Here is a 26766-nt window from a genome sequence, read left to right as displayed (position 1 = left end):
AGGGTTTTCTGCTGGACTGGCATTACAAATAAATAAAGTAAGCCAGAAACGCAATAAGCAAAACATACATGAGCGGATGAAGCTCTTTGCGCTTGCCTAATGTGATCATCGTTACAGGATATACGATAAATCCTAAAGCAATACCGCTGGCCACACTGGAGGTAAGCGGCATCATGATCAAGGTAATAAAAGCGGGAATCGCCACCTCCAGCCGGCTCCAATTTATGAACCTCACTTCCGTAGCCATTAAGGCACCTACAATGATTAAAGCCGGCGCCGTGACCTCCGCTGTCACAACGGACAACAGCGGAGAGAAAAACAGCGCAATTGCAAACATGAAAGAAATAACAACCGAAGTAAAGCCTGTTCTCCCTCCCGCTGCAATGCCGGCACTCGATTCAATCATCGCTGCTGTCGTCGACGTACCGAGGATGGCGCCAGCGACCGTGGTGGATGAATCCGCCAGCAAGGCACGGCCGGCATTGGGAATCTTATTCTCTTTCATAAGGCCCGCTTGACTGGCAATGGCAATCAATGCACCTGCCGTATCGAAAAAGGCCACAAATAAGAAGGTAAAAATCACCGCCAGCATTTCTGGTGACAGCACTTGATCCAGATGAGCAAACACAGTGCCAAATGTCGGTTCAAGACTTGGGACAGCTCCGACAATGCTTTTGGGAGGATCAATTAATCCAGTCAGCATGCCCGCTGCAGTGCTGATGACCATACCGAAGAAAATGGCCCCGCCAATTCCCCGCACCATCATCACAACCGTAATCATAAAACCGAAGGCAGCCAGCAAAACCGTTGGTGAACGAAAATCTCCGATACTGACGAAGGTTGCTTCATTGGCTACAACCATACCGGCATTTTTCAAACCAATGAAAGCGACAAAAAAGCCGATGCCTCCAGCAATCGCGTGCTTTAAATCCTGCGGAATGACATTAATAATCATTTCACGAATCTTTAATAAGCTTAAAATAATAAACAGCACACCCGAAATAAACACTCCGGTTAAGGCCGTTTGCCAGGGAATGCCCATCCCAATGCATACCGAAAAGGTAAAGAACGTATTCAATCCCATACTTGGCGCGATGCCGATAGGAAAATTAGCCAGCAAGCCGATCAGCAAAGAACCGATAATGGCTGACAGGGCTGTAGCAGTAAACACTGCGCCTTGATCCATGCCCGACTGACTTAAGATAATCGGATTGACAATAAGAATATAAGCCATCGACAAGAAGGTCGTGATCCCTGCTACGGTCTCTTGTTTATAAGAAGTCTTTCGTTCCTGAAATAAAAAGAATTGTTTCATTGATGGTCCCCCACGTAACCCAGCAAGCTGACATTTTACATATTAACTGCCGGTTTTCCTAATAATAAAAAATGAATGAATAAAAAAAGCCCCACCGGTAGTGGAAGCTGCAGATCACGGACAAAGAATCACGAAAAAAATACCTTCGCCATCCTTTGTAGACAAGCTATTTACGGCAGCCTGGTAGAAACGTTCAAGCCTTATTCCTGAACATATACAAAGGTCATTATTCATCTAATTTCGAAAAATTATAACAGAATTAAAAAAGCAAGTAAATGCCGAGGGAGATATTCGTAATTTTTGCATAATTCGAGCCGCCGCTATTTTTTGCGAAACCTAATGGGAGAAATGAACGTATATGGATATAAAGTCAAGCTTTCAACAGCGGTGATTTCCAGCTGCTGAAAGAAAGAACAAAGGCTGCCGTCGCAGCCGCCTCTCTTCCTGAAGCGGGGGACGGCAGCTTGCATGCGGGATAAAGACTTAAAGGATGTGGCAAACAATATGGAAACAGAGAATCAGCTTCTAACTGAATTAAAGGAAATTGAAAAATGGGAGAAATCACAAAAGCAATTGTGGATTTGGGACCGGATCATGCGCTTGCCTTTCAAATTGCTTGACCGTGTCACGCCTTCCTTCATTCACAAAAAAATCGGCTTATTATTGGACGAGCTCGGCAGCTACGTTCAAACGGGCGGACAATATTTAATTCAAGAGAACAATGTATTAAACAAAATTCAAAAGGAAAATCCTGAAATCCCTATTCATTCCATTGATGATGCAGCAGGAGTGCCGATTATCAGCATGAAAGCCGTCAGTGAAGAGCTGAAAAAGTCACGCGGCGGCTTTGCAACCGTTCAAGGAGCAACCACCGGCTTTGGCGGCATCTTTACTCTAGCTGCGGATATTCCGCTTATGCTCGGCATTTCTTTGAAGACTCTCCAGGAAATCGCCATCGCTTACGGTTATGATCCCCGAAAACGGGAAGAGCGAATTTTTATTGTTAAGTGTCTGCAATTTTCATCCTCAGATATTGTTGGAAAGAAAGCGATATTAAGGGAATTATCTTCCTTTCATGCCAATCGCGAGGATAGCCGGGAAGTGATGTCGCAGCTGCAGGGCTGGAGAGAAGTAGTCTTCACTTATCGCGATCAGTTCGGCTGGAAGAAGCTGCTTCAAGCGGTTCCCGTTGCTGGCATGGTTTTCGGAGCCATCACCAATCGGCAAGCTGTTCATGACGTAGCGGAAACGGCCGATATGCTGTACCGCAAGCGGAGGGTGCTTGAAAGACTGAGTTAAGCTGGGGCTTATGAGGATGAGCCCTTCTCTTTTATGCCCTTTTCGGATGAAAATCGCTTTCTTATATGCCCTTCTTTTCCATAAATGAGCAGCTCGTCCCCTTCTTTAACGGATTCGCCGCTTAGCTCGCGCCGAATCCGGATATCTCCTCTTTTCACAAATAATATGTTTAAATCATCCGTCTTTCCAATCAGATCGTTTATTTTCTTTCCGATTAAAGGAGAATCCTCCATAATCGTTACAATGGTGACAAGATCATCTTTCTCAATATAAAGGGCATCTTTAATCGGCAGCTCCGACACTTCTAAGTTCTTCTCCATTTCTTTATTAAATTTTTTGTGGAGCACACGTCTAATCGGCGGTGTTTTTCCAATTAAAAACAGAATTAGTAAAACGAGATTGATCGCTGTCAGCTCTTTCAGACGCAAATCATTGGCCAAAATATTCGTAATCGCCGAAATGATTACAGCCAAGGAAAATGCACCGAACAAAATTAAAAAGGCGCTTAATCTTCTCCGCACCGGGTGATCAATGATCAGCTGCGATTCATCTGTGGTAAAGCCTGTTCCCGTCAGCATTGAAATCACTTGATAGCGAGATACTTGCGTTTCCAACCCCGTTAAATTAAATAATATAACTGATATTTCAATTACAAAGGTGACAATTAAGAAATATAACAATATAAAGGTAAACCCCATCACCCATACCTCCTCACTCTTCTCCCTCCATACCCTCCATTCACTAGTTGAAAACTTATTTTTCAAGCTTCAGCAGCAGCCAAACAGCGGTTCCACGCTCTAAATCTGCAAAAGCTTGTCAGACTACCCGCAATTCCTGAATTAAGATGCAATGAATAGATACAGGCATTCGCTAGAGAGCTTCTTGGGCTCGAAAAAAAGAGAAGGCCAGCTCCTAATCATTCATGAGCCAGCCATCCATGCTACAAATATTTTCTTTGGATTCTATTGCCGCTGTAAGTAAAGAGAATTTTCCTGCCTTCCACAACCGATTCCAAGTGAACAGGCCGGCCCCACAGCTTAAAAAGATGAGGTAGCACTTTTTCCAAATACTTCAAATCCAATTCAACCCCTTCATACCAATGCTTTGCATACAGCTCACCGGCTTTCATATAGTCGCCGTCATTGACAGTAATATAGGGAAAGCCTCCATTAACGCGCATACTCACTAGCTGATCGCGGACGTTTGTCCATTCTTTATCAACCACTTTGTAGTCCTTTCCTTCTTTCTGAAACAAATACATATCCTCTCTCACGATCAGCTCCTTCGTTAAGTAATTGCGCAAGAAAGAAATATCCGATTCCATTTCTCTAACCTCAAATATTTTCTCTCGCCCTGACCCTGGCTTGACGCCGTGCTTTTTCATTTCCTCCGTCGGCTGATTGTAGCGCTCTTCAATATCTTCAAACATTTTCAGCCCTAAGTAATAAGGATTAAGCGATGTTCGGGATGGCTGAATGACTTGGGCGTTCAGCTTTGCAAATTCAACCGCTTCTCCCGACGTTAAATCAAGCTCACGAACGATCCGCTGATGCCAATAAGATGCCCAGCCTTCATTCATAATTTTCGTTTCCAGCTGCGGCCAAAAATAAAGCATTTCCTCGCGCACCATGGTCATAATATCACGCTGCCAGTCATCCAGTTCTTGGCTGTACTGTTCTATAAATAGCATCATATCCTTTTCCGGCCGGGGCGGAAGCTTTTTTTTCTTATTGGTCAGCGGCTTAGAATCTTCCTTTTTTTCATCCAAATTCCATAAATCATCGTACGGTCCTGGCTTTTGCTCCCTCTCCCCCTGTTCTTCTTCATGCTGCCAAGACAGCTGCGGCATCACCAAAGACGGATCAATATGTTCTTCGATAGACAGCACCGCATCGAGAAACTCTTCAACCGCTTCTTGACCGTAATTCATTTCATATTGACGCACTCGTTCAGCTGTGGCCGCCATGCTTTCCACCATATGACGGTTCGTTCTTTGAAAACGGACATTATTCTTAAAGAAGTCACAGTGCGCGAGCACGTGTGCAACAATCAATTTATTCTGAATGAGTGAATTCGTATCCAGCAAAAAAGCGTAGCAAGGGTTGGAATTGATCACCAGCTCGTAAATCTTACTAAGCCCCAGATCGTATTGAAGCTTCATTTTGAAAAACTGTTTGCCAAAACTCCAATGCGAAAACCTTGTAGGCATTCCGTAAGCGCCAAATGTATAGATAATGTCCGCAGGGCAAATTTCATATCGCATCGGATAAAAATCCAACCCAAAACCAGAAGCAATCTCGGTGATTTCATCAATGGCATATTGAAGGCTTTTCATCTCCGTCTTGTTCATCCTTATTCCCCCTTTTGCCTTTTATCCATGAGTATGAAAAAAAACATATGCTCATACATAAAAAAGAGGCGGAGACAAAAGGTTTTCAGCTAATAAAAAAGCCGAACTATTATTCAAAACTCTAATGGAGAGCTTCGCAATAGTTCGGTTTTATTGGGTTTCATACTTTTATTAAACTAGATTAATCCGAATTAAATGACAGCAAATTTAATGATGACCCAGCCTCTCATTCTTTTTCTTCTCTTAAGCGGGGCAGGTTGAAAGCGATGGCCAGCACTCCGCAAATGCCGATTAGTACAGGATAAATTGAGTACCCCATAATACTAATTGGTGAAATGCCGGAAAGCCCCGACGCAGCGAGCATCTGTGCGCCATAAGGAATCATCCCTTGTACAAAGCAGGAGAACAGATCGAGAATACTGGCCGATTTCCGAGGATCTACCTTATATTCTTGGGCAATGTTTTTAGCGAGCGGTCCAGCGATGATAATCGCAATCGTATTGTTGGCTGTTGATAAGTTCGTTAGACTGACTAATGACGCCATGCCAAACTGCGCTCCCTTTTTGGTGCGCGCTTTTTTCATCACCAGCTGCAATATAAATTCAATTCCGCCGTTTGAACGGATCACCTCTACGATACCGCCAATGATAATGGCGATCATCGCCAGCTCTGTCATGCTGCCCACGCCTTCAGATACCGCATTAATCAGTGAATAAAAGGTATAGCTGCCGTCGAGGATTCCGATCACACCAGCAAGCGCGATTCCCCCCGACAAGACGATCAGGACATTCATCCCTGATAAGGCCGCCAGCAAGACAGCCACGTAAGGAATGATTTTGACCACTTGATAAGAACTCGCGTCTACAGCACTTTGCTGACCGATCGTCACCGCTCCCAGAATAACAGCTGTAAGAATGGCCGCCGGTAACACAATTAAGAAATTCGTTCGGAATTTATCAACCATTTTCGTTCCTTGTGTGCGCACGGCCGCGATCGTTGTATCAGAAATAACGGATAAGTTGTCGCCAAACATCGAGCCCCCGATAATAGTGGCCATAGCTAATGCTAAAGATATTCCGGTTTCATCGGCGATCGAAACGCCGATGGGGGCTAAAGCTACGATCGTACCCGTAGATGTCCCCATTGATAAAGAAATAAAACAAGCAATGATAAACAAACCAACCATAAGCAAGTTTTGCGGTAATACTGACAGCGCCATATTAACGGTCGAATCCACCGCTCCCATTCCTTTCGCCGTATAGGCAAAAGCACCGGCCAGCAAGAAAATAAACGCCATCAGCATAATATTAGGATGGCCGGCTCCTTTCGTGAAAACATCCACTTTGTCCATAAATGGCTTCTTTCTGTTCATTGCCAGCGTAATGGCTGCCGTAATGATTAATGCAACAATAATGGGCATTTTATAAAAATCGCCAGTCAGCACTCCGCTGCCTATAAATAAGAGCAAAAAAATGAGCAGGGGAAATAACGCCCAGCCGTTTGCTTCTTTCTCCAATCTTGCCACCTCTTCCTAAAATTGAACAAAATAAAAGACCTGGCTTCAAGAAGAGGTCTCTATCTGAAAACACTCTTCTTATCTTTCAAGCATCCGCTTGCTGGATTTGGCACAGCGCTCAACTTGAAGAGCCCGCTGCCGAGACGTCTTCGGGCCAGTCCCTCAGTCTCTCGCGATAAGAATCGTTCATATTCTGTTGTAGATGTATAAAAGCAACCTTCAAGCAGAGGAGGAGTTGTCTTTCATGAACCGCTGCTGAGAAGAAGGACAAAAGCGAACACCTGCAGCATCCTGCTGCAGCGCCTTCGTCATCTGCATCATGCAGACCGGAACGAATCGAGCATCCAGGTGCCGTGATCTCAGGCTTTTGGTTCTCCGCTCCATTCTTGAAGGGGAGTCTTGCAGCATCTTACATGCGGAATAAGACGGCTACTTGCCCTATTATACAGAATTGATTTGAATCGGCAAGCTTTTTTTCCTTTATCTGCCCTCCCAATATTTGCAGAGAGATTTTTGCTTGCGCCAGCATATAATAAAACTAATTCCTCTATAGGAGGGACTTCAAATGAATTACAATGACTACGATCGAGCATTGTATTATATCCATTGTTCCGATTGGAATAATCTGCTGATCTTAATGGTGCGAACGAATGATCATTTGCTTTCGAAAAAAATCGAGCATTTTCTTCATGCCCGCAGTTTCCCTAATCCTTATCCTGTGGTGGAAACAACATTTTATACATTATTCCACTACATTGAACACGCCAATTCAGTAAACTCCTGACAGAATTCCACCAGAAGAGCGGCTTTTTCTTTAAAGCCGCTCTTATAGCTTATACCAGCTGGTTCATCTTCTCCATAAAACGGCTCTGCACCTCCTCCAGCTTATCCCGGCTGTTTTGCAAGCTGCTGCCTACAACACCAAAATAAAATTTGATCTTTGGCTCCGTGCCGGATGGACGGATGCAAATCCACGTTTGATCCTCAAAGATATACTTCAGTACGTTGGAAGCTGGCAAACGAAGCGGCGTTTCAGTGCCGGTTTGCCTATCTAACCGCTTTCCCGTTAAATAATCTTCAATGGCCGCCACTTTTCTCCCGGCTATTTCCGTGCGAGGATGTTCTCGGAAAGAAGACAGAATGGACTGAATAGCCTTTTCCCCCTCAATTCCTGTGAAAGTCATTGAAGCGAGTCCTTCCCTGTAATATCCGTAGCGGTCATATATATCGAGCAAGGTTTCATACAGCGTGCGTCCGGATTTTTGATAATAAGCACACGCTTCAACGGCCAGAATCGCCGCTTGAATGGCATCTTTGTCGCGGGCGAAATCGGCGATTAAATAACCATAGCTTTCTTCATAGCCAAATAAAAAGGTATATTCTCCCGATTGATGATACGCTTCCATTTTTTCACCAATAAATTTAAAGCCTGTTAATACATCTTCGCAGGAGACGCCGTAAGACTCTGCTATTTGTCGTCCCAGCTCAGACGTAACGATTGTTTTGAACACTCTTCCATTTCGCGGAAGCTCCCCTTTTTCCTTCTTTTGAGAGAGCAAATAGTTCAGCAAAATCGCCCCCGTCTGATTTCCAGTTAAAAGCACGTATTCGCCCGCTGTATCTTTGATCGCTAGGCCGAGACGGTCAGCATCGGGATCCGTTGCAATCAGAATATCCGCATCCGCTGCTTTTCCGTAGCGAATGGCCCATTCAAAAGCCGCCTTTTCTTCCGGATTGGGAGATTGGACAGTGGAAAAGTCCGGGTCTGGCAGCTCCTGTTCAGCCACTACTGTCACATTCATGTAGCCGAGAGTCTCCAGACCTCTGCGCACGGGAATATTTCCAGTGCCGTGAAGCGGCGTAAAGACAATCTTCACGTCTGTCTCTAACGCCAATTGCGGCTGTTCAGAAATCGAGGCAACATGCTCAATGTAGGAACGGTCGATTTCTTCCCCAATCATTTGGATTAAACCTTTTTTCTTTAGTTCCGCTTCGTCCTTCACTTGGATAAGGAGCTCATCTGATAGAGCGCTGACCTTTTCAATGACCCGATCCGCGGCTTCTAAACCCAGCTGGGCTCCATCGGGACCGTACACTTTATATCCATTGTATTCCGGCGGATTGTGGCTTGCGGTAATGACAATTCCCGCAAAAGCTTTTAAATATCGGACTGCAAAGGAAAGTTCCGGTGTCGGGCGCAGCCCTTCAAATACATAAGTCCGAATTCCGTAGGTCGCTAGCGTTTTCGCACTTTCCATTGCAAATTCATACGATTTATGCCTCGAATCATAAGCAATTACGGCGCCTCTCTCTTGCGCCTTCTCCCCGTGCTCCAATATATACCCAGCCAGGCCAGCAGAAGCTTTACGGACGGTGTAAATATTCATGCGGTTCGTCCCTGGCCCGATCACTCCGCGCATCCCGCCTGTGCCAAATTCCAGATTTTTATAAAAGGCTTCCTCAAGCCTGTTCTCATCCATCTCCATTTCTTTAAGCAATCCCCGCATTTCTCGATCCAACCCTTGGAACTCTTTCCAGCGCGCATATCCGACTTTCCAATCCATTCTCCATCTCCCCCAACTCTTCAAGATTAAAAAATTAATCGTACAAAGCGCCTGAACGGCGCTGAAAAACAAGCAGCGGATACTTGGGTGCAAAGACAGGAGATGATGCCGCTTATATTAATAATGTTAAGGAAAAAGATTACTGTACTTCCTTTTTTTATTTTACCATATAATTGGTTGGTATTTATAGCCGCTCCTATTGCGTATCGGTTTACTTTTTCACGCTAAACGTTCTATACTTTTAGCAAACACCATCAAGATAAGGAGATATTATGAAAAAAGATAATCTGCTTTTTGCGGCCTGGGCTGTTTCGTTTATAGCTGTGCTTGGAAGCTTGTACTTTTCAGAAGTCATGAAATATGAGCCTTGCGAGCTTTGCTGGTATCAGCGAATATTCATGTATCCGATTATGTTCATTCTCGCTCTGGCCGTTATCAAAAAGGATCAAACCGCCGCTAAGTATTCCCTAATGCTTTCCGCCATAGGGGGCAGCATTTCCCTTTATCATTATTCCATTCAAAAGCTGGACTTTTTGGCGGATCGCGCGCCAGCATGCGGACGCGTGCCATGTACTGGAACTTATATCAATTTCTTGAATTTTATCACGATTCCCTTTTTGGCCTTTACCGCCTTTGCCATTATTTTCTTTGCCAGCTTACTGATCTTAAAAAGAAAGGACAGCGTCTAACATGAAAAAAATCATGATTTTTTCTTCGATTATCTTGATTTTATTTGCGGCCATTATCTTCTTAACGAAGTATCAGCAAAATCAAGACTCGAAAGATAATCCCTATGGAAAAAAAAGATCTTCACCCAGAGACGGTGAAGCAGCTGGATGATCCTCATTATCAAAATCTGATCATGCCGGATCAGCTGCAGAAGAAGCTTGAGGAAGGGGAGGATGTTACGGTCTACTTTTACAGTCCGACTTGCCCTCATTGCGCAGAAACGACCCCTAAATTAATGCCGTTAGCGAAAGAACAGAACGTCGATATTCAGCAATTTAATTTGCTTGAATTCGAGGATGGGTGGAATGAGTACCAAATTGAGTACACTCCGACTCTCGTTCATTTTGAAAACGGCAAGGAAAAAGCCCGGATTGTCGGAGGACAGCCGCCAGAAAAGTACAAGCAATTTTTTAAAGAGCATATCCAATAGAGTGAACTTCAAATGCTGAAAAGTAAAACAAAGGCAAACATCACAGCGCCTTTGTGGCCTGCATCTTATCGACCCGGACAAATCAGGCCGATCAGGTGCACGCGCCCATATAAGCAAAAGGCTGACACAGCTGTGTCAGCCTTTCTGTATGATCTTTAAATGAGAAACGTATTCGCTGGCTGGGCATATTCCATACTGCGGTTTGCCCTTTTTTTGAAGGAAAAGTGGCTGAGCAGAAACGGAAAGCGGATGCCATAAGACCGTAAAATATCAATATTGCGCTGAAACATTTCCTGATAATAAGCCGGCAATTGATCCGGATCTTCCAGTTCCAGGATCGATATAATCGTCTGAAGACTCGCAATCACACTGAAGGCATCACGAAGAATGCTAAAGGATTCCATATGTAAATCAGTGAGCTCCAATATCCCCAGTTCATCCATACGCCTTCTCTCTTCTTTCGTCAAAAAGCGCGGCAAGATTTCTTCTTTTAACTGCTTGATCAATTCAAAAATCTTTTCTTCTTGTTCAACCGTGGAAGCCATAAGCACTCTCATAGCACACACCCTCTTTGATCGTTCTATATTTACATACAATGTAAGGATAACATATAATTCTTCTCAGTATTATGGAAATTTTTCTTAATAGCAGAAAGCATCAAAAAGGAGATCAGCATATGTATCAAACGGTACGCAAAGGAGACATATTTGAAATTAAAATTCCGGAAGGTTGGCGCCATCAAACGGCGGATTCTCTTCTTAGGACTGAATGGAAGCTCCCGAAGAAATTAATTCATCAATGGCGAATGAATCAAACGGTTTTCGTAAACGGTTCACCCGTTAACTGGCATGCCCCGCTGGCGGAAGGCTCGGTTCTTCAGCTCCCCTTTTTCGCCGCAGCGGAGAAAGGGCCGGTGCCTTACAAACGAAAAGTGAATATTCTTTATGAAGATGATCACTTGCTAGTGGCCGATAAGCCCGCCGACATGAAAACGCATCCCAATACCGAAAATGAGTCTGACACCCTGTTGAACGCGGTCGCCTATCATCTGCAAGAATCCGGCGAATCTGGATTTCTACGCCATGTTCATCGGCTTGATGTCGGAACGTCCGGCGTGATTCTTTTCGCTAAGCATCATGCAGCCTACGCCGTCCTCTCCCGTTTATTGGAAGAACGAGAAATTAAGCGTACCTATATAGCCGTTGTCCACGGGCTCATTACTAAAAACGAAGGCACAATTAATCAGCCGATCGGAAAAGACCGGCATCATCCTTCCAGAAGAAGAGTCTCGCCGTCCGGCCAAACGGCCCTTACTCACTACAAAGTGCTGAAACGGGCGGTGAAGCAGCAGCTTTCGCTTGTTCAATGCCAGCTGGACACTGGAAGGACTCATCAAATTCGCGTGCATATGGCATCCATTGGCCATCCATTAGCCGGCGACTGTTTATACGGCGGAAAACCGATTACTTCGCACCAGGCGCTCCATGCAGTTTCCATTGAAATTCCGCATCCTTTCACAGGAGAAAAGCTCGTTTGCAAAGCCGTTCCGCAAGAACAGATTTTCCGCCTGCTTGACAAGTCATAGCCCTGCCTTCAGCTTAACCGCTTCAGAAATGGACGGGGTGGCCTGCTGATATGTTCAGCGTTAAAATTAAAACCAAAATGAGGCCGGGACAAAAAGTTTTCAGCAAATAAAAAACCGAACTATTATTTAGAACTCTCATTTAGAGTTTCGTAATAGTTCGGTTTTATTATGTTTTTATTAAAATACAATGATTCGGCTTTCATGACAGCAAATTCAGTTATGTTCCTGCCTCTTGGCCATTAGCGCAAATTAGAAATCAAAATGATCCGGATCGGCTCCAAACCGTTGATCTTTATTTAACCTATTGATTTTTTTCATATCTTCGGGGGATAATTCGAAATCAAAAATATCTGCGTTTTGTTGAATGCGCTCTGCATGGACAGATTTAGGAATAATGATGATTTGATTTTGCAGATGCCAGCGCAAAATAATTTGGGCAGAACTTTTATTATATTTATTGGCTAATTCGATTAATGTCTCCTCTTCCGCTAAGCGATTGCGCGCCAGCGGCGACCATGCTTCAACCGCTATGCTGTTCTCCTGGCAGTACTTGCGAAGCGGCTCTTGATTAAGATAAGGGTGCAGCTCCACCTGATTGACCACTGGCTTTTCCCGGCTGTCTGCCATTAAATCCTTCAAGTGATGAATTTGAAAATTGCTGACGCCAATCGCCCGGACAAGCCCTTCTTCATACAGCCGTTCAAGCGCGCGCCAAGTGTCCTTGTACTTTTCTTTAACAGGCCAGTGGATTAAATATAAATCCAAATACTCCATTTTCAGCTTATTCAAAGACTGCTCAAAAGCCCGAAGCGTCTGATCGTAGCCTTGATCTGTATTCCATACCTTTGAGGTAATAAATACATCCTCCCGGCGAATGTTGCTTTCTCTGACCGCTTTCCCCACAAGATGCTCATTATCGTAAAAAGCCGCTGTGTCGATGGCCCGATACCCAACCTCAAGAGCGTGCTGAATCGCTTGCAGCGTCTCTTGCTCATCTGTCATCTTATATACTCCAAGACCCATGCAGGGAATGTGAATCCCGTTATGCAACTTATATGTATCACGCAAGTTTTTGGCTGTCTCCATCTTCATTCCTCCTTCTTTTGCTCTTTTTATTATAACGGTTCAAAAGATTGGATGCGAATGAAAGAACTGGATACACCTGATCCATTCTCAACCACTCTCACTCTCTTCAAGTGAAATCATTCTGTTTGATCTTTTATCCCGTATCCAAGCTGAAGGAAGACTTGAAGCATGACGATCCCTATCCCGGCAACGATCTCCGCTATTAAAAAACATATTTTCTTAAAATGTTTAAAAATAAAATAAAAGCAATGGCGAACATCACGATAATCAAGATTTTCTCCTGCTTATTTCCCGGCATGAAAAGAACCCCTTTCTGTTCTAAGTTGGCGCTATTTCCTTTCTTCCCTTTCTCGCTGAACATTAATCTGTTATGGTTTGTATAGTGACAGTCTGATCATTCTTTCATTTGTCATACCGCAGGCTCGGCGTGACCGCTTGCGCCTATTAGAAACTTTGTCCGTGCCTGTATTCATTTCCGTATAGTTCTTTTTTGTGCGATCATTCCTGCCGCAGTATTTATTCCTTGACTGTTTGCTGATTATTGATTAAAGTTGATAATTGTTAGTGCTTACTAAAAGTAATTAACTATCTATAATATAGTATGAATTTACAAATAGACTATAACGATACGTTTCCAGGAGGTCATATCAATGCCGGATTTTTTTGAAGTAGCCGCTAGCAGACGCTCAGCTAAAGTATATAACCCTGAAATCACCATTTCAGAAGAAGAATTAAAAGAATTGCTGCAAGTAGCAGGGAGAGCACCGTCTGCATGGAATTTGCAGCAATGGCACTTCTTGGTTTTCCACTCAAAAGAAGTGCAAGAAAGACTCCTTCCTATCGCTTATAATCAGCAGCAAGTCGCCGATGCATCCGCTGTTATTTGCGTCCTTGGCGATCTGGAAGGAAATAAGAATATCGACCCTGTTTTCAATCCATCTGTAGAAGCCGGGCAAATGACGCCGGAACTGAAAGAAATATTAGCCGGCCAGATCAATGGCGCCTATCAGCGCCCCGAATACCCAAGAGATGCGGCGGTTCTTAATTCTTCCTTAGCAGCTATGCAATTTATGCTCGCAGCTAAAGCGGCTGGATGGGACACATGTCCAATTGGAGGCTTCAATCCAAGCGCTTTAAAAGAAGAATTTCAAGTTCCTGACCGCTATTTGCCAACAATGCTCATTACAATCGGAAAGCCGCTTTCAGAGCCTCGTGCGACGGATCGCCTGCCAGTTGATGAGCTCATTACTATTATTAAATAACTTTTCTTCCCCCTTAACCACTAAATTGTGTGAGGGGGGATTTTTATTTTTTGTTGCAACAAACGGATAAAACGAATATTATAATAAGTGTGCTATTAAATGTTCGTATTTTGGAGGTTCCTTATGTTTAAATTACAAGAAAATGGAACAACGGCTAAAAGAGAAATAGTGGCCGGGATTACTACGTTTTTTACAATGGTCTATATCGTTGTGGTCAATCCGATGATTTTGCAATCCGCAGGCGTTCCGTTCGATCAAGTGTTCACCGCTACGATTATTGCCACGATCGCCGGAACATTGTGGATGGGATTATTGGCTAATTATCCGATTGCTATCGCCCCAGGAATGGGCTTGAACGTTTATTTTACCGTTTCTGTTGTCGGCGCTCATGAAAATATTTCATACATGACAGCATTTTCTGCGGTATTTGTCGCAGGACTGCTCTTTATTATTCTTTCCTTAACACCGTTTCGGGAGAAATTGATTGAAGCCATCCCGAATAATTTAAAGCAAGGTATTACCGCTGGGATTGGACTGTTTATCGCCTTTATCGGCTTGCGAATGACCGGATTAATTGCCGATCATCCCGACAATCTAGTTCAGCTCGGTGATCTGCATAGCCCTCAGGCTCTATTAGCGCTGCTTGGATTAGCTGTCACGATCGTTTTAATGGTATTGAAAGTAAATGGCGCCCTGTTTATCGGCATGGTGGTCACGGGCGCTGTCGCCTATTTTACCGGACACTTATCCTTTGATAATGGGCTTTTATCCTTCCCTTCTTTACCTGAAGGCTTAACTGTAAGCAACCCGATTACTGCTTTCAGCGATGTTCTTGAGCACGGTTTGTATGCTGTCGTCTTCTCTTTCTTGCTAGTCACTATTTTTGATACGACAGGCACAATGATCGCGGTTGCCCAGCAAGCCGGACTGATGAAGGGAGAGAAAATGCCGCGTGCCAGACAAGCTCTTCTCGCTGATTCTGTCGCCACTTCAGTTGGTTCTGTATTTGGGACAAGCCCGACAAGCGCCTATATTGAATCCTCCACTGGGGTAGCAGCTGGAGGAAGAACAGGGCTAACGGCTGTCGTTATCGCTGTATTATTTGCTCTTGCCGCCTTTTTCGGGCCGGTTGTCAGCGCCGTGTCCGGTCTATCTGCCATCACAGCGCCCGCGCTGATTATCGTCGGCTGCTTAATGATGGAGAGCGTGGCGAAAATTGATTGGAAGAATTTAGATGAAGCCTTTCCGGCATTTCTCATTATATTGAGCATGCCGCTGACTTCCAGCATTTCAACAGGGATCGCGCTTGGATTTATCTCTTACCCGCTTTTGAAGATGGTGCAGGGCAAATTCCGGCAGGTACATCCGCTAGTATATCTATTTGCCGTTCTGTTCTTTTACCAGCTGATGTTCTTGCCGCATTAAACAGCGAAGGGGCTTTCCGATAAGCCCCTTTTGTTTTAGCTTTGACGCTCGTGCTATTCCCTTACTAGCGGAACTATGAGCTGATGACGGGGCCGACTGCACCATTTTCTGCAAACGGAAGAATAAAAAATTCTTTGTTTTCCAGCGCTTAATGATCTTTCCCACCGCCTTGGATGGGGATTTTCCTGCTGCATTCACCGACTTCAAACCATGTGATTTTGCTTCTATCCCCTGCTGATGAAAAGAAAGGCTAGCATCACAGCATGCAGATACCGCGCTCTTCCACTTAAACATGCATAAAAGAGCGTCTTACGGTCTCTTTCACGCAGAAGAATAAAAACAGCTGGAGCAAAAAGAGTTCTTTTTCCTCCAGCTGTTTGCTGTTAATGATTTATTAGCTAATCCCTTTTAGAAGGAATAGCGATCATCTATTCCATGCGATTCGGCTTCTCTTCCTCACGCTGCGGCTCAATATCAATTCCTTGCTCCAGCTTTTCTTTTTGTTCAATCGAAAGATCTTCATTGCTTTCATTCTGATTCTTCTTCAATCAAGCTCACTCCTTCCTTTGGATGAATTGCCCTTAGTATTCCCTGCGGAAGGAATGGTTAATCAAAAAATGTCCTCTTCTTATGGCAGATCGATCAGCATAAATCTTGCCGGTTCCACCGCTTTCACCGTCAGGGTGGATACATTCATAATACGGGCAGAATCACGTTTATTTAATGAAGTATCATCGTTTACCGTAACCGCCCCTTCTAAAATAAAGAGAAAGATTCTGCGGCCTGGCGCTTGTTCGAATTGGATCGTTTTCTTGGTATCCAACTCGGATACATAAATGGTCAGATTCTGATGAATATGGGCGACGCCCTCCATTTCGGGGTGTTTCGTGACGATCGGCAACAACTGATTTTTCATTTTCTCCGTATCAAATACTGTCTTTTCATAAGAAGGGGGAAGTCCTGCTTCATCTGGTATAAACCACAGCTGCAAAAAGTTGACCTCCTCTTTCTCAGACGGATTCATTTCCGAGTGATGAATTCCTGTTCCGGCCGACATCCGCTGCACGCCGCCGAAAGACGTAACAGCGGTATGCCCATTGCTGTCGCGATGCTCTAGCTGTCCTTGCAGCACAATTGAAACGATCTCCATCTCTGCATGCGGATGCATGCCAAATCCCCGTTTTGGAGCAACCCAATCATCATTCAGCACCCGCATCGGCCCAAAGCTCATATTATTGGGATCATAATAATCTGCGAATGAGAAACTGAAGTTGCTTCTCAGCCACCCGCGATCAGCTGAATATCTGGATTGAGCAGGGTATACATCTATCATATTAACCTCTCCTTACTTCCCTCTTAACCGCCGCAAGAGACGGCTCCTCCAAACTATCAGCTATCATTAGAAAGATGCTTTCTGCAGCTGCTTTCTCTGCGTCCAAAAGACACGCACTTTCACTTATGGAGTTATCTAGAGCCGTATCTTGGCTAACGTTCGCTTCTTCCGCTTCATTCATCCTTCGAAAAGAAGGTCTTCATTGCGTAAAACACGTCCGATTTTTGTTTTAGAATATAATAGCGAAACTTTTCGTCCTGAATGTTTTTATATGCCGTCATTAATGTGCTGTTGCGATTATATTGATTTACCTCGCCGTAGCCGAACATATTGGACCGTTTCATCAGCTCTTTCACAAGAGTAAGACACCGGGGGTTATCTGAGGATAAATTGTCGCCGTCCGAGAAGTGAAACGGGTAAATATTATAACGGCTCGGCGGATAATGTTCATCAATTAATTCAAGCGCTTTGCGATAAGCTGACGAACAAATCGTTCCCCCGCTTTCTCCTTTTGTGAAGAAATGCTCTTCATCCACCACCTTTGCTTCAGTATGATGCGCGATGAATTCAATGTCAACCGTCTCATACTTCGTGCGCAGAAACCTCACCATCCAAAAGAAAAAGCTTCGGGCCATATACTTTTCCCAAATGCCCATCGATCCGCTCGTATCCATCATCGCTAACACGACCGCCTTAGAGTGCGGCTTTTCAATTTCATTCCATGTCCGGAATTTCAAATCCTCCGGAAGAATCGGGTGAAAAGCAGGTGTTCCGGTTAGCGCATTTCTTTTAAAAGCGGTCATCAATGTTTTCTTTTTATCAATATTGCCCATCAGCCCCGTTTTGCGGATATCATTAAATTCAATATCCTCCACTTTGAAGTCCGCCGCCTCTTTCTGCTTCAGATTCGGCAGAGCCAGTTCATTAAAGAAGGCTTTCTCCAATTCCATGAATGTAACTTCCGCTTCGTAATAATCCTCTCCCGCCTGATCTCCTGCACTTCTTCCTTGGCCGGGACCGGAAGAACGGCTGCCGTCCCTGGCGATCACGTCTCCGACTTGACTATCTCCGTCTCCTTGTCCGACATGCTTATTCTTATCATAGTTATAACGGATTTTATATTCATCGAGCGAGCGGATCGGAATTTTCACAATCTCCCCGCCGTTCGACAAAATGATATTCTCTTCTGTTACTAAATCAGGGAGGTTTTTCTGAATGGCCTCCTGCACTTTTTCTTTATGCCGCTGCTGATCATCGTATCCTTTGCGATGGAGAGACCAGTTTTCTCGGGCAATATGATAATTTTCGCTCATCATGATTCTCCCTTTCCATTTTGGCTATAGATGTTTTCTCCTTTAACAGCAGGGTATACATAAGAAAAAAGGGTGATTCCTTATGGCTAACGAAGAAAAGAAGCGACAAGCTGCTAACAGTTCAATGGCTGCAAACTGGGAGGAAATGGAGCTGCTTGGCAAGCAAATGGAAAAGCAGCGAACCAATCAAGAATTGAAAGCCGATCATCGCCAGCCAGACCCCATACAGTTCAAAGACCAAGCTTTTCTCCATGACGTAAATACAAAAGAAAAAAAAGAAGGCGGCCTTTAACAGCTGCCTTTTTCTTTTTCTACCTATTGAGCAGGCTGCCGACATAGCGCAATAATTCATTTGCAGATACGGAATTATACCCGTGATCATCAATTAAACGGGCAACCACTTCATTGATTTTTTTCAACTGCTGTTCATCCGGAGTTTTCGTGGAGGTGGTGATCTTTACAATGTCTTTTAAGTCCGCAAACAACTTCTTCTGGATCGCTTCCCGGAGGCGATCATGGGAGTGGTAATCAAAGCGCTTACCTTTTCTGGCATAGGCCGAGATCCGAATCAATATCTCTTCCCGGAACGCTTTTTTGGCATTCTCTGAAACGCCGATCTGCTCTTCAATGGATCTCATCAATTTTTCATCCGGGCTGATCTCTTCCCCGGTTAATGGGTCATGCAGTTTCGTCTTATTGCAAAAAGCTTCCACATTATCTAAATAGTTATCCATCAGCGTCTTGGCGGACTCTTCATAAGAATACACAAATGCCTTCTGCACTTCCTTTTTAGCGATGTCATCGTATTCTTTGCGGGCAATGGAAATAAAGTTCAGGTATTTCTCACGCCGTTCATTCGTAATCGACGGGTGCTGATCCAATCCTTCTTTCAAGGAACGAAGCACATCCAGCGCATTGATAGACGCTACCTCTTTGCGAATGATCGCAGATGAAATGCGGTTAATAACATAGCGCGGATCAATTCCGCTCATTCCTTCATCCTGATGTTCCTTCTTCAGCTGCTCCACATCCGAAGTATTATAACCTTCAACGGTTTCTCCATCATACAGACGCATCTTTTTCAGTAAATCTATATCCCCTCGTTTAGGCTCTTTCAGCCTTGTCAGAATGGTAAACATAGCGGCTACCTTTAACGTATGGGGTGCGATATGAACATCGGAAACATCACTTTCTTGAATCATTTTCTCGTATATTTTCTCTTCTTGAGAGAGTTTGAGATTGTAAGGGACAGGCATGACAATAATCCGGGAATGAAGGGCTTCATTCTTTTTATTGGCAATAAACGAGCGGTATTCCGTTTCATTGGTATGAGCGACAATCATTTCGTCCGCTGAAATGAGCGCAAAACGGCCGGCTTTGAAGTTTCCTTCTTGCGTGAGCGACAGCAGGTGCCATAAAAACTTCTCATCGCACTTCAGCATTTCCTGGAATTCCATAATTCCGCGGTTCGCTTTATTCAATTCCCCATCGAAACGATAGGCTCTCGGATCCGACTCCGAACCATACTCAGCAATCGTGGAGAAATCAATGCTTCCGGTTAAATCGGCAATATCCTGTGATTTCGGATCGGATGGGCTGAATGTGCCAATGCCGACACGCTTATCTTCAGAGAAGAAAATTCTCTCTACCAGCACATCTTCAATTCTTCCCGCATATTCCTCCTGCAATCGCATCGCATTCAGCGGCGATAGACTTCCTTCGATCCGAATGCCGTATTCTTCATAGAAATCATCCCTTAAATGACGCGGGATCAAGTGCAGCGGATCCTCATGCATCGGACAGCCTTTAATAGCATACACAGCTCCTCTGTCCGTTCGGGAATAAGCTTCCATGCCTTTCTTAAGCTTCGCAACTAAAGTGGATTTCCCGCCGCTAACCGGCCCCATCAGCAGCAAAATTCGTTTGCGTACATCCAGTCTTTTAGCCGCTGGATGAAAATATTCCTCAACAAGGCGTTCAAGCGCCTCTTCTAATCCATACAATTCATCGCTGAAAAAACGGTATCTTTTCAAATCATTCTCTTCTTCTACACCTTGATCGTTAATCATATGGTATACTCTGGAATGAGCCGATTGTGCCACCCAGGGCTTTTCTTTCACGATTTCTAAATATTCTTCAAAAGTGCCTTCCCACTTTAACATCTCTTCTTCTTCTCTGTATTGTTCAATCTTTTTTAAAATATCCATATGGACCCCCCGCTTAGTGTAATTAGAGAACGATTAATAAAGCTTATGCCCGCACCAGCTGGAACATGCTAAGGAAACACCGAGTGCAGTATGGTCCAGAGGAGGAAAGAATCCATTTCAATCAGCAGAAGTTTAAGCTATAATGAAGATACTGGAAGTGAATTACTTTTAGAAAGGGGTTACATAACATGCGGTTTCTTCTGATTCTTGGCGTCATTATTGCCTTCTTAAGCGCGATTTTCACCGCTGGATATGACGACAAGCCGGGTGTAAAATAAGAAAAAAAGCACTGCGGGCAGCCTGCAGTGCTTTTTTTCTTATTTTAAATGCAGAAACTGCTGCTGGCGCAGCGCTTCGTATACTAAGATTGCCGCCGTATTGGATAGGTTTAAAGCCCGCACTTTGTCATTCATTGGAATGCGCAAGCAGCGCTCTTTATTGGCAGCAAGCAGATCCTTAGGCAGCCCGGTCGTTTCTTTTCCGAACACAAAGAAGTAGTCCTTCTCCGGCTGGCTAAAGTCAAAGTCAGCATAATAGTTTTCCCCGAACTTCGTGATATAATAGCATTCAGCTTGGGCATTTTTTTCGAAAAACTCATCCAGCGAATCATAATAAACTACGTTCACAAACTCCCAATAATCCAATCCTGCCCGCCGCAGCATTTTATCATCTGTGGAAAAACCAAGCGGGCGAATTAAATGAAGCGTGGTATCTGTAGCCGCACAAGTTCTCGCAATATTCCCGGTATTAGCGGGAATTTCTGGTTGGTATAGCACTACATTAATAGACAAATTTCTTCACCTCATATATAAACTGTAACCAATATTTTATTATACCACCATTTGTGAATCGTTAGGAAAAATCATCTTTGATCTTAAAAAATTTATATTGAATATTATCGGTATAAGCAGTGGAATCCTCGTAGCTCCAATAGCGCATGCGGCTGTTGGACGTATGGGCATTCACAAGCGGCATGCCCTGAGCATCCTTCGCGGTCACAATCACATTATGATCAAAGCGGCCGTTTCCTTGGAAATCATAGCAAATGACATCCCCTTGCTCCAGCTGCTGCGGGCTTTCTGCTTCCTCGGCCCGCAGACCGGAGGAGGAGGAGGGCAAAAACCAGCGCAGAGCATGGGCAACAGACCAGCTGTAGCTCCAATTCTTATGCCGCAGCCACCATCCCTTGCTTCTGTTCGGGTACCCCCTCATTGGCGCACCTCCCGCATGCAAGCATTGAGAAATGTAATTAGTGCAGTCAACGGCAAACTTAGGATAAGCGGGATTATAGCTATTCCACCAGCGCTCAGCATATTGGACCGCCTGCAAACGGTCATATTGAAAAACCGCTCTCCCGTCATCCTGATCGCCCTCTTCCAAAAGCTTATCGAGCGGAGGTGAATCTGCTACGATCCGTTCCTCCTGATCGTCTACGATCTTGTTCTTATACAGAGCGGCCACCCGATTTTCAATTTCTTCTTCCAGATAGAGAGAATCTCCCTGCTTGATTAAATATTTCAAATGAACTTTGTAATACAGCTTATCCTCTCTTTCAAAGAGAATTTTCCCTAGGGCTTTCACTTTAACAATCTTGCTTTTTCTCATTTCTGCTAGCTGTTTCTTTCTGTTGAATTTCTCCTCATGACAAATCGCTTTATCCGACAGCAGCTGCTTGATGCGCAGCTCTAATCCTTTTTGAAGTTCTTCATGCACAAACAAGCCCTCCCTTGGCCTCTCAAATGCGAAGGATTGGCGCAAGCGATGAGCCGGCCTCCCCTTGTGAGCCATTTCGTATAGCCTAATATAAGCCTATGCAAAACCGGGAGGAAGAATGGCTGATTATTGCGAGAAAAAATCCAGTGCAGCTTCAATTTCCCGGATGACCTCTTGATCCTTTTCTTTTTCTTTCGCCCGTATGAGGGCCGCTTTCGCAGAGGATCCGCCGATTTTTCCTAACGCCCATGCGGCCGTTCCTCTTATCACTGGACGAACATCCTCATTTAGCACTTGCGTCAAGGCAGGCACGGCAGAAGCTTCTTTGAAATGAGCCAAAGCAATGATCGCATTCCGCTGAATCGGCTTCTTTCCTCTCCAGGAACCCGACATTTCACCGAATCTTTGCTTAAATTCTTTATTGCTGATGGTCAAGAGCGGCTCGAGCAAAGGTTTCACTTCCTCTGGCGACGGCTCCATCTCGGAATGAATGTGAACATCCACTCCTTTATTCTTCGGGCATACCGTCTGGCACGTATCACACCCGTATAAGCGGTTTCCCAGCTTGCTGCGAAACTCCTCTGGCAGAAAATCCTTCGTTTGCGTCAAAAAAGCGATACAGCGCTGGGCATTCAGCTGTCCTCCTTGAACGAGTGCCCCCGTTGGACAAGCATCCAAGCATTTCGTGCATGTGCCGCACTGATCTTCTATCGGCTGATCAGGGGCAAACGGCAAGTTCGTAATCATTTCACCCAGATAGACATAAGAGCCGAACTCAGGCGTAATAATTGAACAGTTTTTTCCGCTCCAGCCGATCCCCGCCCGTTCAGCTACCGCACGGTCCGAGAGCTCTCCTGTATCCACCATGGAACGAAAGCGGGCTTCGGGCACCCTGGAAGAAATAAACTCCTCCAGCTTGCTTAATCGGTCTCTAAGGATGACGTGATAATCTTCCCCCCAGGAGGCCCGGCAGAAAATCCCCCTTCGTTCGCCGCGTTTTCCCCTTATTCCTTCCTCCATTTTCGAAGGATACGCTAAGGCAATCGCAATAATCGAGCGCGGCTGTTCAAATATTTTAGCGGGATCAACACGCTTTTCGATATCCTTTTCTTCAAAACCCGACGCAAACCCAAGCTCCTGCTGGCGAATCAGCCGATTTTTCAATTCTGTAAAAGGCGCAGCGGAAGCGAAACCGATTTTATCTATACCGATTGTCCGGCTGTACTCTATGATCTCTTGCTTTAACGCATCATAATCCATCATTTTTCTCCTTTCAGAGAACGGTTCATCGTTTAGGCATTATTCCATACCATAATAAAAAACGCAACATTTTATCCATCCAGGAATAAAACATTGCGTTATCAGCATTATGTATGGAGCGGGTGATGGGAATCGAACCCACGACATCAGCTTGGAAGGCTGAGGTTTTACCATTAAACTACACCCGCAAACAATCTTTCTATTTATATATCTTTCAACAGAACAATTAATAGTATAGGGTAAATGCCCTGTAATGTCAACTCTTTTTTTTCAAAATTACTGGCACATGGCTTCCTGAATACAATGAACCTTTAAGCAGCTGCGGTTGCTTTCAACTCTCTGTTGATTCTTCACTCCATTCTTGAAGAGGAGTCTAACAGCAGCTTAAATGCAACCTCTCCGCCTTAATTCTATGCGCTTGTTCACCGCAGCGGGCGCGTTCATTGGCTCCTCGTTTTAATCTCCACTTCCCTCTATTATGTCAAGAATCCCGGCATTTTCCCCGCAGCCGCTTCCCTCTCTTCTCTCTACTTTCGAAAAGCGCATGTTAAGTTCCAGCCGCCCTTAGAAACATCTTCTTAGAAAGATAGCTGCTGTGATTCGATCAGTTCTACAAATTTTGTGGAAGCCGGCGAGAGCGGGACGCTTTTTAAATAACACATTCCAATATGCCGCTTGGGAATTTCCTCTATTAGTTTCACTTCATATACCAATCCCTTTCTTAAATAATCTTTAGAAAACTCTCTTGTCACACAAGCAATGCCTAAGTTTGTTTTGGCGAATTCGAGTAATAAATCATGTGAGCCTAATTCAAATTCAGGGGAAATCTGAATGCCCTTCGATAAAAAATGCTCCTCTACATACTTACGGGAATTAGACTTCTGCTCAAGAAAAATGAGCGGCAATTTTAATAATTCCTCAATGCTGACGGGCTTCTCTAATAGCTTCTTAAATTTTTCACCGGAAACAAAGATATCGTGAACCTCAAAACAAGGCTGCAGTTCCAGAGCCGCGTCATCTACAGGAAAATTGCAAAACCCGATATCTACTTCTCCCGACTTTAAAATCGCAATCAGCTCATCAGTTGTTCCATTGACGATTCTCAGCTTTATATTTGGATATTTTCGGCGAAAAGCTTCTAAATAAGGAAGAAGAAAATACTTCGAAATCGTGTCTCCCACTCCGATCTTTAATTCTCCCGTTGTTAAATTCTTAAATTCCAACAGCTTGTTTTCCCCAGCTTCCATTAAATTAATGGCGGAATGAACATATTCAAACAAAAGCTTTCCTTCATTAGTGAAAGAAACCCCCTTAGGTGTTCGGTTAAAAAGACGGGTGTCCAGTTCCCTCTCTAATTGCATGATCGCTTGGCTGACAGCCGGCTGGGTCATAAATAATTCTTTAGCAGCCTTGGAGAAGCTTTTATTCTTTCCGATAATACAAAACACTCTGTATAAATCTAATTTATTCACCATATAACATCACCTTATATCTGTTATTAAATATATTAATTTTACTTATATCATTATTCACGTGTATAGTACAAGTATCATCAGCTACAATCATTTACATAGATATAAGGAGCGATTAGATTGGAAAGATTAGTGGGAACAGTGGTCAGAGGTTTACGCGGCCCGATCATCAACCAGGGAGACTGCATTGAACAAATTGTAGTCGACAGCGTATTGAAAGCTTCCGAGGCGGAAGGGTTTCAAATCAGGGATAAAGACATCGTAACGGTTACAGAATCGATCGTTGCGCGGGCACAAGGAAACTATGCAACAGTGGATCATATTGCCGCAGATGTCCGCTCCAAATTCGGTGACGACACAATTGGTGTGATCTTCCCGATATTAAGCCGCAACCGTTTTGCCAACTGTCTTCACGGGATAGCAAAAGGGGCGAAGAAGAAAATTGTCTTAATGCTGAGCTATCCGTCTGACGAAGTTGGCAATCATTTAATTGACATAGATCGTCTGGATGAAAAAGGAATCAATCCTTGGACGGATGTGTTGACAGAACAAGAATTCCGCGAGAATTTCGGCGAGAACAAGCACCCGTTTACAGGTGTTGATTACATTGAATACTATAAATCCATTATCGCGGAGCATGGCGTTGAATGCGAGGTCATCTTCTCCAACCACGCCCAAACGATTTTAGATTATACAGGCAGTGTACTTACATGCGATATTCATACTAGATTCCGCACGAAGCGCATCTTGAAAAAGCATGGCGCCAAGAAGATCTATAATCTCGATGATATTTTATCCGAGTCTATTGACGGCAGCGGCTATAATCCGGACTACGGTCTGCTCGGTTCCAATAAAGCAACAGAGGACAGCGTGAAATTATTCCCGCATAATGCCCAACCGATCGTCGATAAAATCCAGCAAATGCTGAAAGAAAAAACCGGAAAAACGGTAGAAGTAATGATCTATGGCGACGGTGCTTTCAAAGATCCGGCAGGGAAGATCTGGGAGCTGGCAGATCCAGTTGTTTCCCCAGCTTACACAGCTGGTTTAGCTGGCACGCCAAATGAAGTGAAGTTAAAGTATCTAGCTGATAATAACTTTGCTGATTTACAAGGGGAAGAGCTGAAAGCAGCGATCACCGACTATATTAACAACAAAGGGGAAAACCTTGTCGGAGCGATGGAAGCGCAAGGAACAACCCCGAGAAAATTAACGGACTTAATCGGCTCTTTATCGGACTTGACTTCTGGAAGCGGCGATAAAGGTACACCTATCATTTATATCCAAGGTTATTTCGACAACTATACCGATTAATTATTTAAGGGACCCGGAGAGTTTCAAAGCACGGGTCCCTCTTTCTATCTCACAGTTGCCTAATGAGCTGTCACTTAGCTCACACCAGATTTTCCCCTCCCCCGCCGTTGAAAGGAAGAACAACGGCTAACATCCCGGCTTGCAGCGGCCGTGATCTCCTCCTTATTCTCTGTTTCAATCTTGATGCGGCAGCTTATATGCGAAATAAAACATGGGAGAGCGGCAATCTATTCATCAGGATTCTTCCTGAATGCATCTCACCTCTTGGTATCCGCATTGCGGACAGAACATTAAATGCGGACAAATATGTTCTTCGGCGGTAGTCGGATAACCATCCCCCATTTTGACAGTTTCTTCATCATTGTAATGACCATAGGGATCTAAGAAATCGGATACTTTTCCTGAATCATCCAGCCGAAAGCGGCATTGGGGACAATACACTTCCAACTGTTTCAATGCATTGCATAAAGGACATATACTCATGCACGTCACCTCTTTTGGGTCTTACTTGTAGTATTGATGCTTTTGTCGATACTATGCAAGTTGTATATGTCCTTAACTCATGTCCTAAACAGAAATATATTCATTGAATC

24 protein-coding genes, 1 tRNA gene, 1 pseudogene and 2 riboswitches are annotated in these 26766 nt (G+C 44.3%); of the genes and pseudogenes, 9 read left to right on the top strand and 17 right to left on the bottom strand.

The features are described from left to right. Positions 1-22: 22 nt before the first annotated feature. Positions 23-1315, bottom strand: a complete 1293-nt coding sequence (locus CEF20_RS03580; RefSeq protein WP_100330498.1) for an NCS2 family permease — start codon at positions 1313-1315, stop codon at positions 23-25. A gap of 138 nt (positions 1316-1453) precedes the next feature. Next, positions 1454-1555: riboswitch (purine riboswitch) on the bottom strand. Between the two features lie 264 nt (positions 1556-1819). Here CEF20_RS03580 and CEF20_RS03575 point away from each other — a divergent pair. Beyond that, positions 1820-2614 (top strand): EcsC family protein, encoded by a 795-nt coding sequence (locus CEF20_RS03575; protein ID WP_100331987.1) that lies wholly within the window; start codon positions 1820-1822, stop codon positions 2612-2614. Positions 2615-2622: 8 nt separating this feature from the next. Here the strand turns inward: CEF20_RS03575 and CEF20_RS03570 are convergent, their stop codons facing one another. The 3 genes from CEF20_RS03570 to CEF20_RS03560 form a co-directional block, all read right to left on the bottom strand. Beyond that, complete coding sequence (locus tag CEF20_RS03570) at positions 2623-3312, bottom strand: TrkA C-terminal domain-containing protein (protein WP_100330497.1); 690 nt, start codon at positions 3310-3312, stop codon at positions 2623-2625. Between the two features lie 242 nt (positions 3313-3554). After that, positions 3555-4964 (bottom strand): SpoVR family protein, encoded by a 1410-nt coding sequence (locus tag CEF20_RS03565; RefSeq protein ID WP_100330496.1) that lies wholly within the window; start codon positions 4962-4964, stop codon positions 3555-3557. A gap of 226 nt (positions 4965-5190) precedes the next feature. Then, on the bottom strand, positions 5191-6480 hold the full coding sequence (locus tag CEF20_RS03560; RefSeq protein WP_100330495.1) for a Na+/H+ antiporter NhaC family protein: 1290 nt from the start codon (positions 6478-6480) through the stop codon (positions 5191-5193). 75 nt (positions 6481-6555) lie between these two features. After that, positions 6556-6662, bottom strand: a riboswitch (SAM riboswitch). 383 nt (positions 6663-7045) lie between these two features. Here CEF20_RS03560 and CEF20_RS03555 point away from each other — a divergent pair. Beyond that, complete coding sequence (locus CEF20_RS03555; protein WP_100330494.1) at positions 7046-7264, top strand: YhdB family protein; 219 nt, start codon at positions 7046-7048, stop codon at positions 7262-7264. A 49-nt stretch (positions 7265-7313) separates the two neighbouring features. On the opposite strand, the gene CEF20_RS03550 is transcribed toward CEF20_RS03555, so the two are convergent. Next, positions 7314-9044, bottom strand: a complete 1731-nt coding sequence (locus CEF20_RS03550) for a phospho-sugar mutase (RefSeq protein WP_100330493.1) — start codon at positions 9042-9044, stop codon at positions 7314-7316. Between the two features lie 272 nt (positions 9045-9316). Here CEF20_RS03550 and CEF20_RS03545 point away from each other — a divergent pair, with 272 nt between their 5' ends. Both CEF20_RS03545 and CEF20_RS03540 read left to right on the top strand, forming a co-directional pair. Beyond that, positions 9317-9733: a disulfide oxidoreductase gene (locus tag CEF20_RS03545; RefSeq protein ID WP_100330492.1), complete on the top strand. Its 417-nt coding sequence runs from the start codon at positions 9317-9319 to the stop codon at positions 9731-9733. A 1-nt stretch (position 9734) separates the two neighbouring features. Next, positions 9735-10203, top strand: a pseudogene (locus CEF20_RS03540) (thioredoxin family protein). Between the two features lie 155 nt (positions 10204-10358). On the opposite strand, the gene CEF20_RS03535 reads toward CEF20_RS03540, so the two are convergent. Continuing rightward, positions 10359-10760 carry a DUF5365 family protein gene (locus tag CEF20_RS03535; protein WP_100330491.1) on the bottom strand — a complete coding sequence of 134 codons (402 nt, stop codon included), beginning with the start codon at positions 10758-10760 and terminating at the stop codon, positions 10359-10361. Positions 10761-10879: 119 nt separating this feature from the next. Between CEF20_RS03535 and CEF20_RS03530 the strand changes: the two genes are divergently transcribed. Continuing rightward, the gene (locus CEF20_RS03530; protein WP_100330490.1) at positions 10880-11788 is read left to right on the top strand and encodes an RluA family pseudouridine synthase; all 909 of its coding nucleotides are present in this window, start codon (positions 10880-10882) and stop codon (positions 11786-11788) included. Positions 11789-12037: 249 nt separating this feature from the next. Here CEF20_RS03530 and CEF20_RS03525 read toward each other — a convergent pair whose 3' ends face one another. Together CEF20_RS03525 and CEF20_RS17015 are read right to left on the bottom strand one after the other, a co-directional pair. Next, positions 12038-12874: an aldo/keto reductase gene (locus CEF20_RS03525; protein ID WP_100330489.1), complete on the bottom strand. Its 837-nt coding sequence runs from the start codon at positions 12872-12874 to the stop codon at positions 12038-12040. 202 nt (positions 12875-13076) lie between these two features. Then, positions 13077-13235 (bottom strand): hypothetical protein, encoded by a 159-nt coding sequence (locus CEF20_RS17015; protein ID WP_232713356.1) that lies wholly within the window; start codon positions 13233-13235, stop codon positions 13077-13079. 289 nt (positions 13236-13524) lie between these two features. On the opposite strand from CEF20_RS17015, the gene CEF20_RS03520 reads away from it, so the two are divergent. Both CEF20_RS03520 and CEF20_RS03515 read left to right on the top strand, forming a co-directional pair. Next, a complete protein-coding gene (locus CEF20_RS03520; RefSeq protein WP_100330488.1) occupies positions 13525-14136 on the top strand; it encodes a nitroreductase family protein in 612 nt (203 codons plus the stop codon). 123 nt (positions 14137-14259) lie between these two features. Continuing rightward, on the top strand, positions 14260-15561 hold the full coding sequence (locus CEF20_RS03515) for an NCS2 family permease (protein ID WP_100330487.1): 1302 nt from the start codon (positions 14260-14262) through the stop codon (positions 15559-15561). A gap of 628 nt (positions 15562-16189) precedes the next feature. On the opposite strand, the gene CEF20_RS03500 is transcribed toward CEF20_RS03515, so the two are convergent. Together CEF20_RS03500 and yhbH are read right to left on the bottom strand one after the other, a co-directional pair. Then, complete coding sequence (locus CEF20_RS03500; RefSeq protein WP_100330484.1) at positions 16190-16894, bottom strand: pirin family protein; 705 nt, start codon at positions 16892-16894, stop codon at positions 16190-16192. Between the two features lie 173 nt (positions 16895-17067). Continuing rightward, positions 17068-18207: a sporulation protein YhbH gene (gene yhbH, locus CEF20_RS03490; protein ID WP_100330482.1), complete on the bottom strand. Its 1140-nt coding sequence runs from the start codon at positions 18205-18207 to the stop codon at positions 17068-17070. 82 nt (positions 18208-18289) lie between these two features. On the opposite strand from yhbH, the gene CEF20_RS03485 reads away from it, so the two are divergent. Further along, entirely contained in the window at positions 18290-18499 is a 210-nt protein-coding gene (locus CEF20_RS03485; RefSeq protein ID WP_100330481.1) for a hypothetical protein, read from the top strand. Positions 18500-18518: 19 nt separating this feature from the next. Here CEF20_RS03485 and CEF20_RS03480 read toward each other — a convergent pair whose 3' ends face one another. The 6 genes from CEF20_RS03480 to CEF20_RS03455 all read right to left on the bottom strand — a co-directional run bounded on the left by CEF20_RS03480 (position 18519) and on the right by CEF20_RS03455 (position 24862). Then, positions 18519-20414, bottom strand: coding sequence for a PrkA family serine protein kinase (locus tag CEF20_RS03480; RefSeq protein ID WP_100330480.1), 1896 nt, complete (start codon positions 20412-20414; stop codon positions 18519-18521). A 317-nt stretch (positions 20415-20731) separates the two neighbouring features. Next, positions 20732-21205, bottom strand: a complete 474-nt coding sequence (gene trmL / locus CEF20_RS03475; RefSeq protein ID WP_100330479.1) for a tRNA (uridine(34)/cytosine(34)/5-carboxymethylaminomethyluridine(34)-2'-O)-methyltransferase TrmL — start codon at positions 21203-21205, stop codon at positions 20732-20734. Between the two features lie 61 nt (positions 21206-21266). Then, positions 21267-22127: an amidase domain-containing protein gene (locus CEF20_RS03470; protein ID WP_100330478.1), complete on the bottom strand. Its 861-nt coding sequence runs from the start codon at positions 22125-22127 to the stop codon at positions 21267-21269. A gap of 126 nt (positions 22128-22253) precedes the next feature. Beyond that, on the bottom strand, positions 22254-23387 hold the full coding sequence (gene queG, locus CEF20_RS03465; protein WP_100330477.1) for a tRNA epoxyqueuosine(34) reductase QueG: 1134 nt from the start codon (positions 23385-23387) through the stop codon (positions 22254-22256). A 114-nt stretch (positions 23388-23501) separates the two neighbouring features. Beyond that, a tRNA-Gly gene (locus CEF20_RS03460) sits at positions 23502-23575 on the bottom strand. A 390-nt stretch (positions 23576-23965) separates the two neighbouring features. Continuing rightward, positions 23966-24862 carry a LysR family transcriptional regulator gene (locus CEF20_RS03455; RefSeq protein ID WP_100330476.1) on the bottom strand — a complete coding sequence of 299 codons (897 nt, stop codon included), beginning with the start codon at positions 24860-24862 and terminating at the stop codon, positions 23966-23968. 117 nt (positions 24863-24979) lie between these two features. Here CEF20_RS03455 and CEF20_RS03450 point away from each other — a divergent pair, with 117 nt between their 5' ends. After that, positions 24980-26173 carry a coenzyme F420-0:L-glutamate ligase gene (locus tag CEF20_RS03450; protein WP_100330475.1) on the top strand — a complete coding sequence of 398 codons (1194 nt, stop codon included), beginning with the start codon at positions 24980-24982 and terminating at the stop codon, positions 26171-26173. A gap of 234 nt (positions 26174-26407) precedes the next feature. Here the strand turns inward: CEF20_RS03450 and CEF20_RS03445 are convergent, their stop codons facing one another. Next, positions 26408-26656 (bottom strand): hypothetical protein, encoded by a 249-nt coding sequence (locus CEF20_RS03445; RefSeq protein ID WP_100330474.1) that lies wholly within the window; start codon positions 26654-26656, stop codon positions 26408-26410. Positions 26657-26766 lie beyond the last annotated feature (110 nt).

Origin of the sequence: Bacillus xiapuensis, from assembly GCF_002797355.1 — a bacterium.
Lineage (GTDB): Bacteria > Bacillota > Bacilli > Bacillales > Domibacillaceae > Bacillus_CE > Bacillus_CE xiapuensis.
Note: the sequence above shows the minus strand (reverse complement) of the source record. Positions and strands in the feature narration are given on the sequence as shown.

Bases quoted from the DNA above. Each gene is read 5' to 3' on its own strand.
- CEF20_RS03580 (WP_100330498.1), bottom strand. From the start codon at position 1,315: ATGAAACAATTCTTTTTATTTCAGGAACGAAAGACTTCTTATAAACAA.
- CEF20_RS03575 (WP_100331987.1), top strand. From the start codon at position 1,820: ATGGAAACAGAGAATCAGCTTCTAACTGAATTAAAGGAAATTGAAAAA.
- CEF20_RS03570 (WP_100330497.1), bottom strand. From the start codon at position 3,312: ATGGGGTTTACCTTTATATTGTTATATTTCTTAATTGTCACCTTTGTA.
- CEF20_RS03565 (WP_100330496.1), bottom strand. From the start codon at position 4,964: ATGAACAAGACGGAGATGAAAAGCCTTCAATATGCCATTGATGAAATC.
- CEF20_RS03555 (WP_100330494.1), top strand. From the start codon at position 7,046: ATGAATTACAATGACTACGATCGAGCATTGTATTATATCCATTGTTCC.
- CEF20_RS03550 (WP_100330493.1), bottom strand. From the start codon at position 9,044: ATGGATTGGAAAGTCGGATATGCGCGCTGGAAAGAGTTCCAAGGGTTG.
- CEF20_RS03545 (WP_100330492.1), top strand. From the start codon at position 9,317: ATGAAAAAAGATAATCTGCTTTTTGCGGCCTGGGCTGTTTCGTTTATA.
- CEF20_RS03535 (WP_100330491.1), bottom strand. From the start codon at position 10,760: ATGAGAGTGCTTATGGCTTCCACGGTTGAACAAGAAGAAAAGATTTTT.
- CEF20_RS03530 (WP_100330490.1), top strand. From the start codon at position 10,880: ATGTATCAAACGGTACGCAAAGGAGACATATTTGAAATTAAAATTCCG.
- CEF20_RS03525 (WP_100330489.1), bottom strand. From the start codon at position 12,874: ATGGAGACAGCCAAAAACTTGCGTGATACATATAAGTTGCATAACGGG.
- CEF20_RS17015 (WP_232713356.1), bottom strand. From the start codon at position 13,235: ATGTTCAGCGAGAAAGGGAAGAAAGGAAATAGCGCCAACTTAGAACAG.
- CEF20_RS03520 (WP_100330488.1), top strand. From the start codon at position 13,525: ATGCCGGATTTTTTTGAAGTAGCCGCTAGCAGACGCTCAGCTAAAGTA.
- CEF20_RS03515 (WP_100330487.1), top strand. From the start codon at position 14,260: ATGTTTAAATTACAAGAAAATGGAACAACGGCTAAAAGAGAAATAGTG.
- CEF20_RS03500 (WP_100330484.1), bottom strand. From the start codon at position 16,894: ATGATAGATGTATACCCTGCTCAATCCAGATATTCAGCTGATCGCGGG.
- yhbH (WP_100330482.1), bottom strand. From the start codon at position 18,207: ATGAGCGAAAATTATCATATTGCCCGAGAAAACTGGTCTCTCCATCGC.
- CEF20_RS03485 (WP_100330481.1), top strand. From the start codon at position 18,290: ATGGCTAACGAAGAAAAGAAGCGACAAGCTGCTAACAGTTCAATGGCT.
- CEF20_RS03480 (WP_100330480.1), bottom strand. From the start codon at position 20,414: ATGGATATTTTAAAAAAGATTGAACAATACAGAGAAGAAGAAGAGATG.
- queG (WP_100330477.1), bottom strand. From the start codon at position 23,387: ATGGATTATGATGCGTTAAAGCAAGAGATCATAGAGTACAGCCGGACA.
- CEF20_RS03455 (WP_100330476.1), bottom strand. From the start codon at position 24,862: ATGGTGAATAAATTAGATTTATACAGAGTGTTTTGTATTATCGGAAAG.
- CEF20_RS03445 (WP_100330474.1), bottom strand. From the start codon at position 26,656: ATGAGTATATGTCCTTTATGCAATGCATTGAAACAGTTGGAAGTGTAT.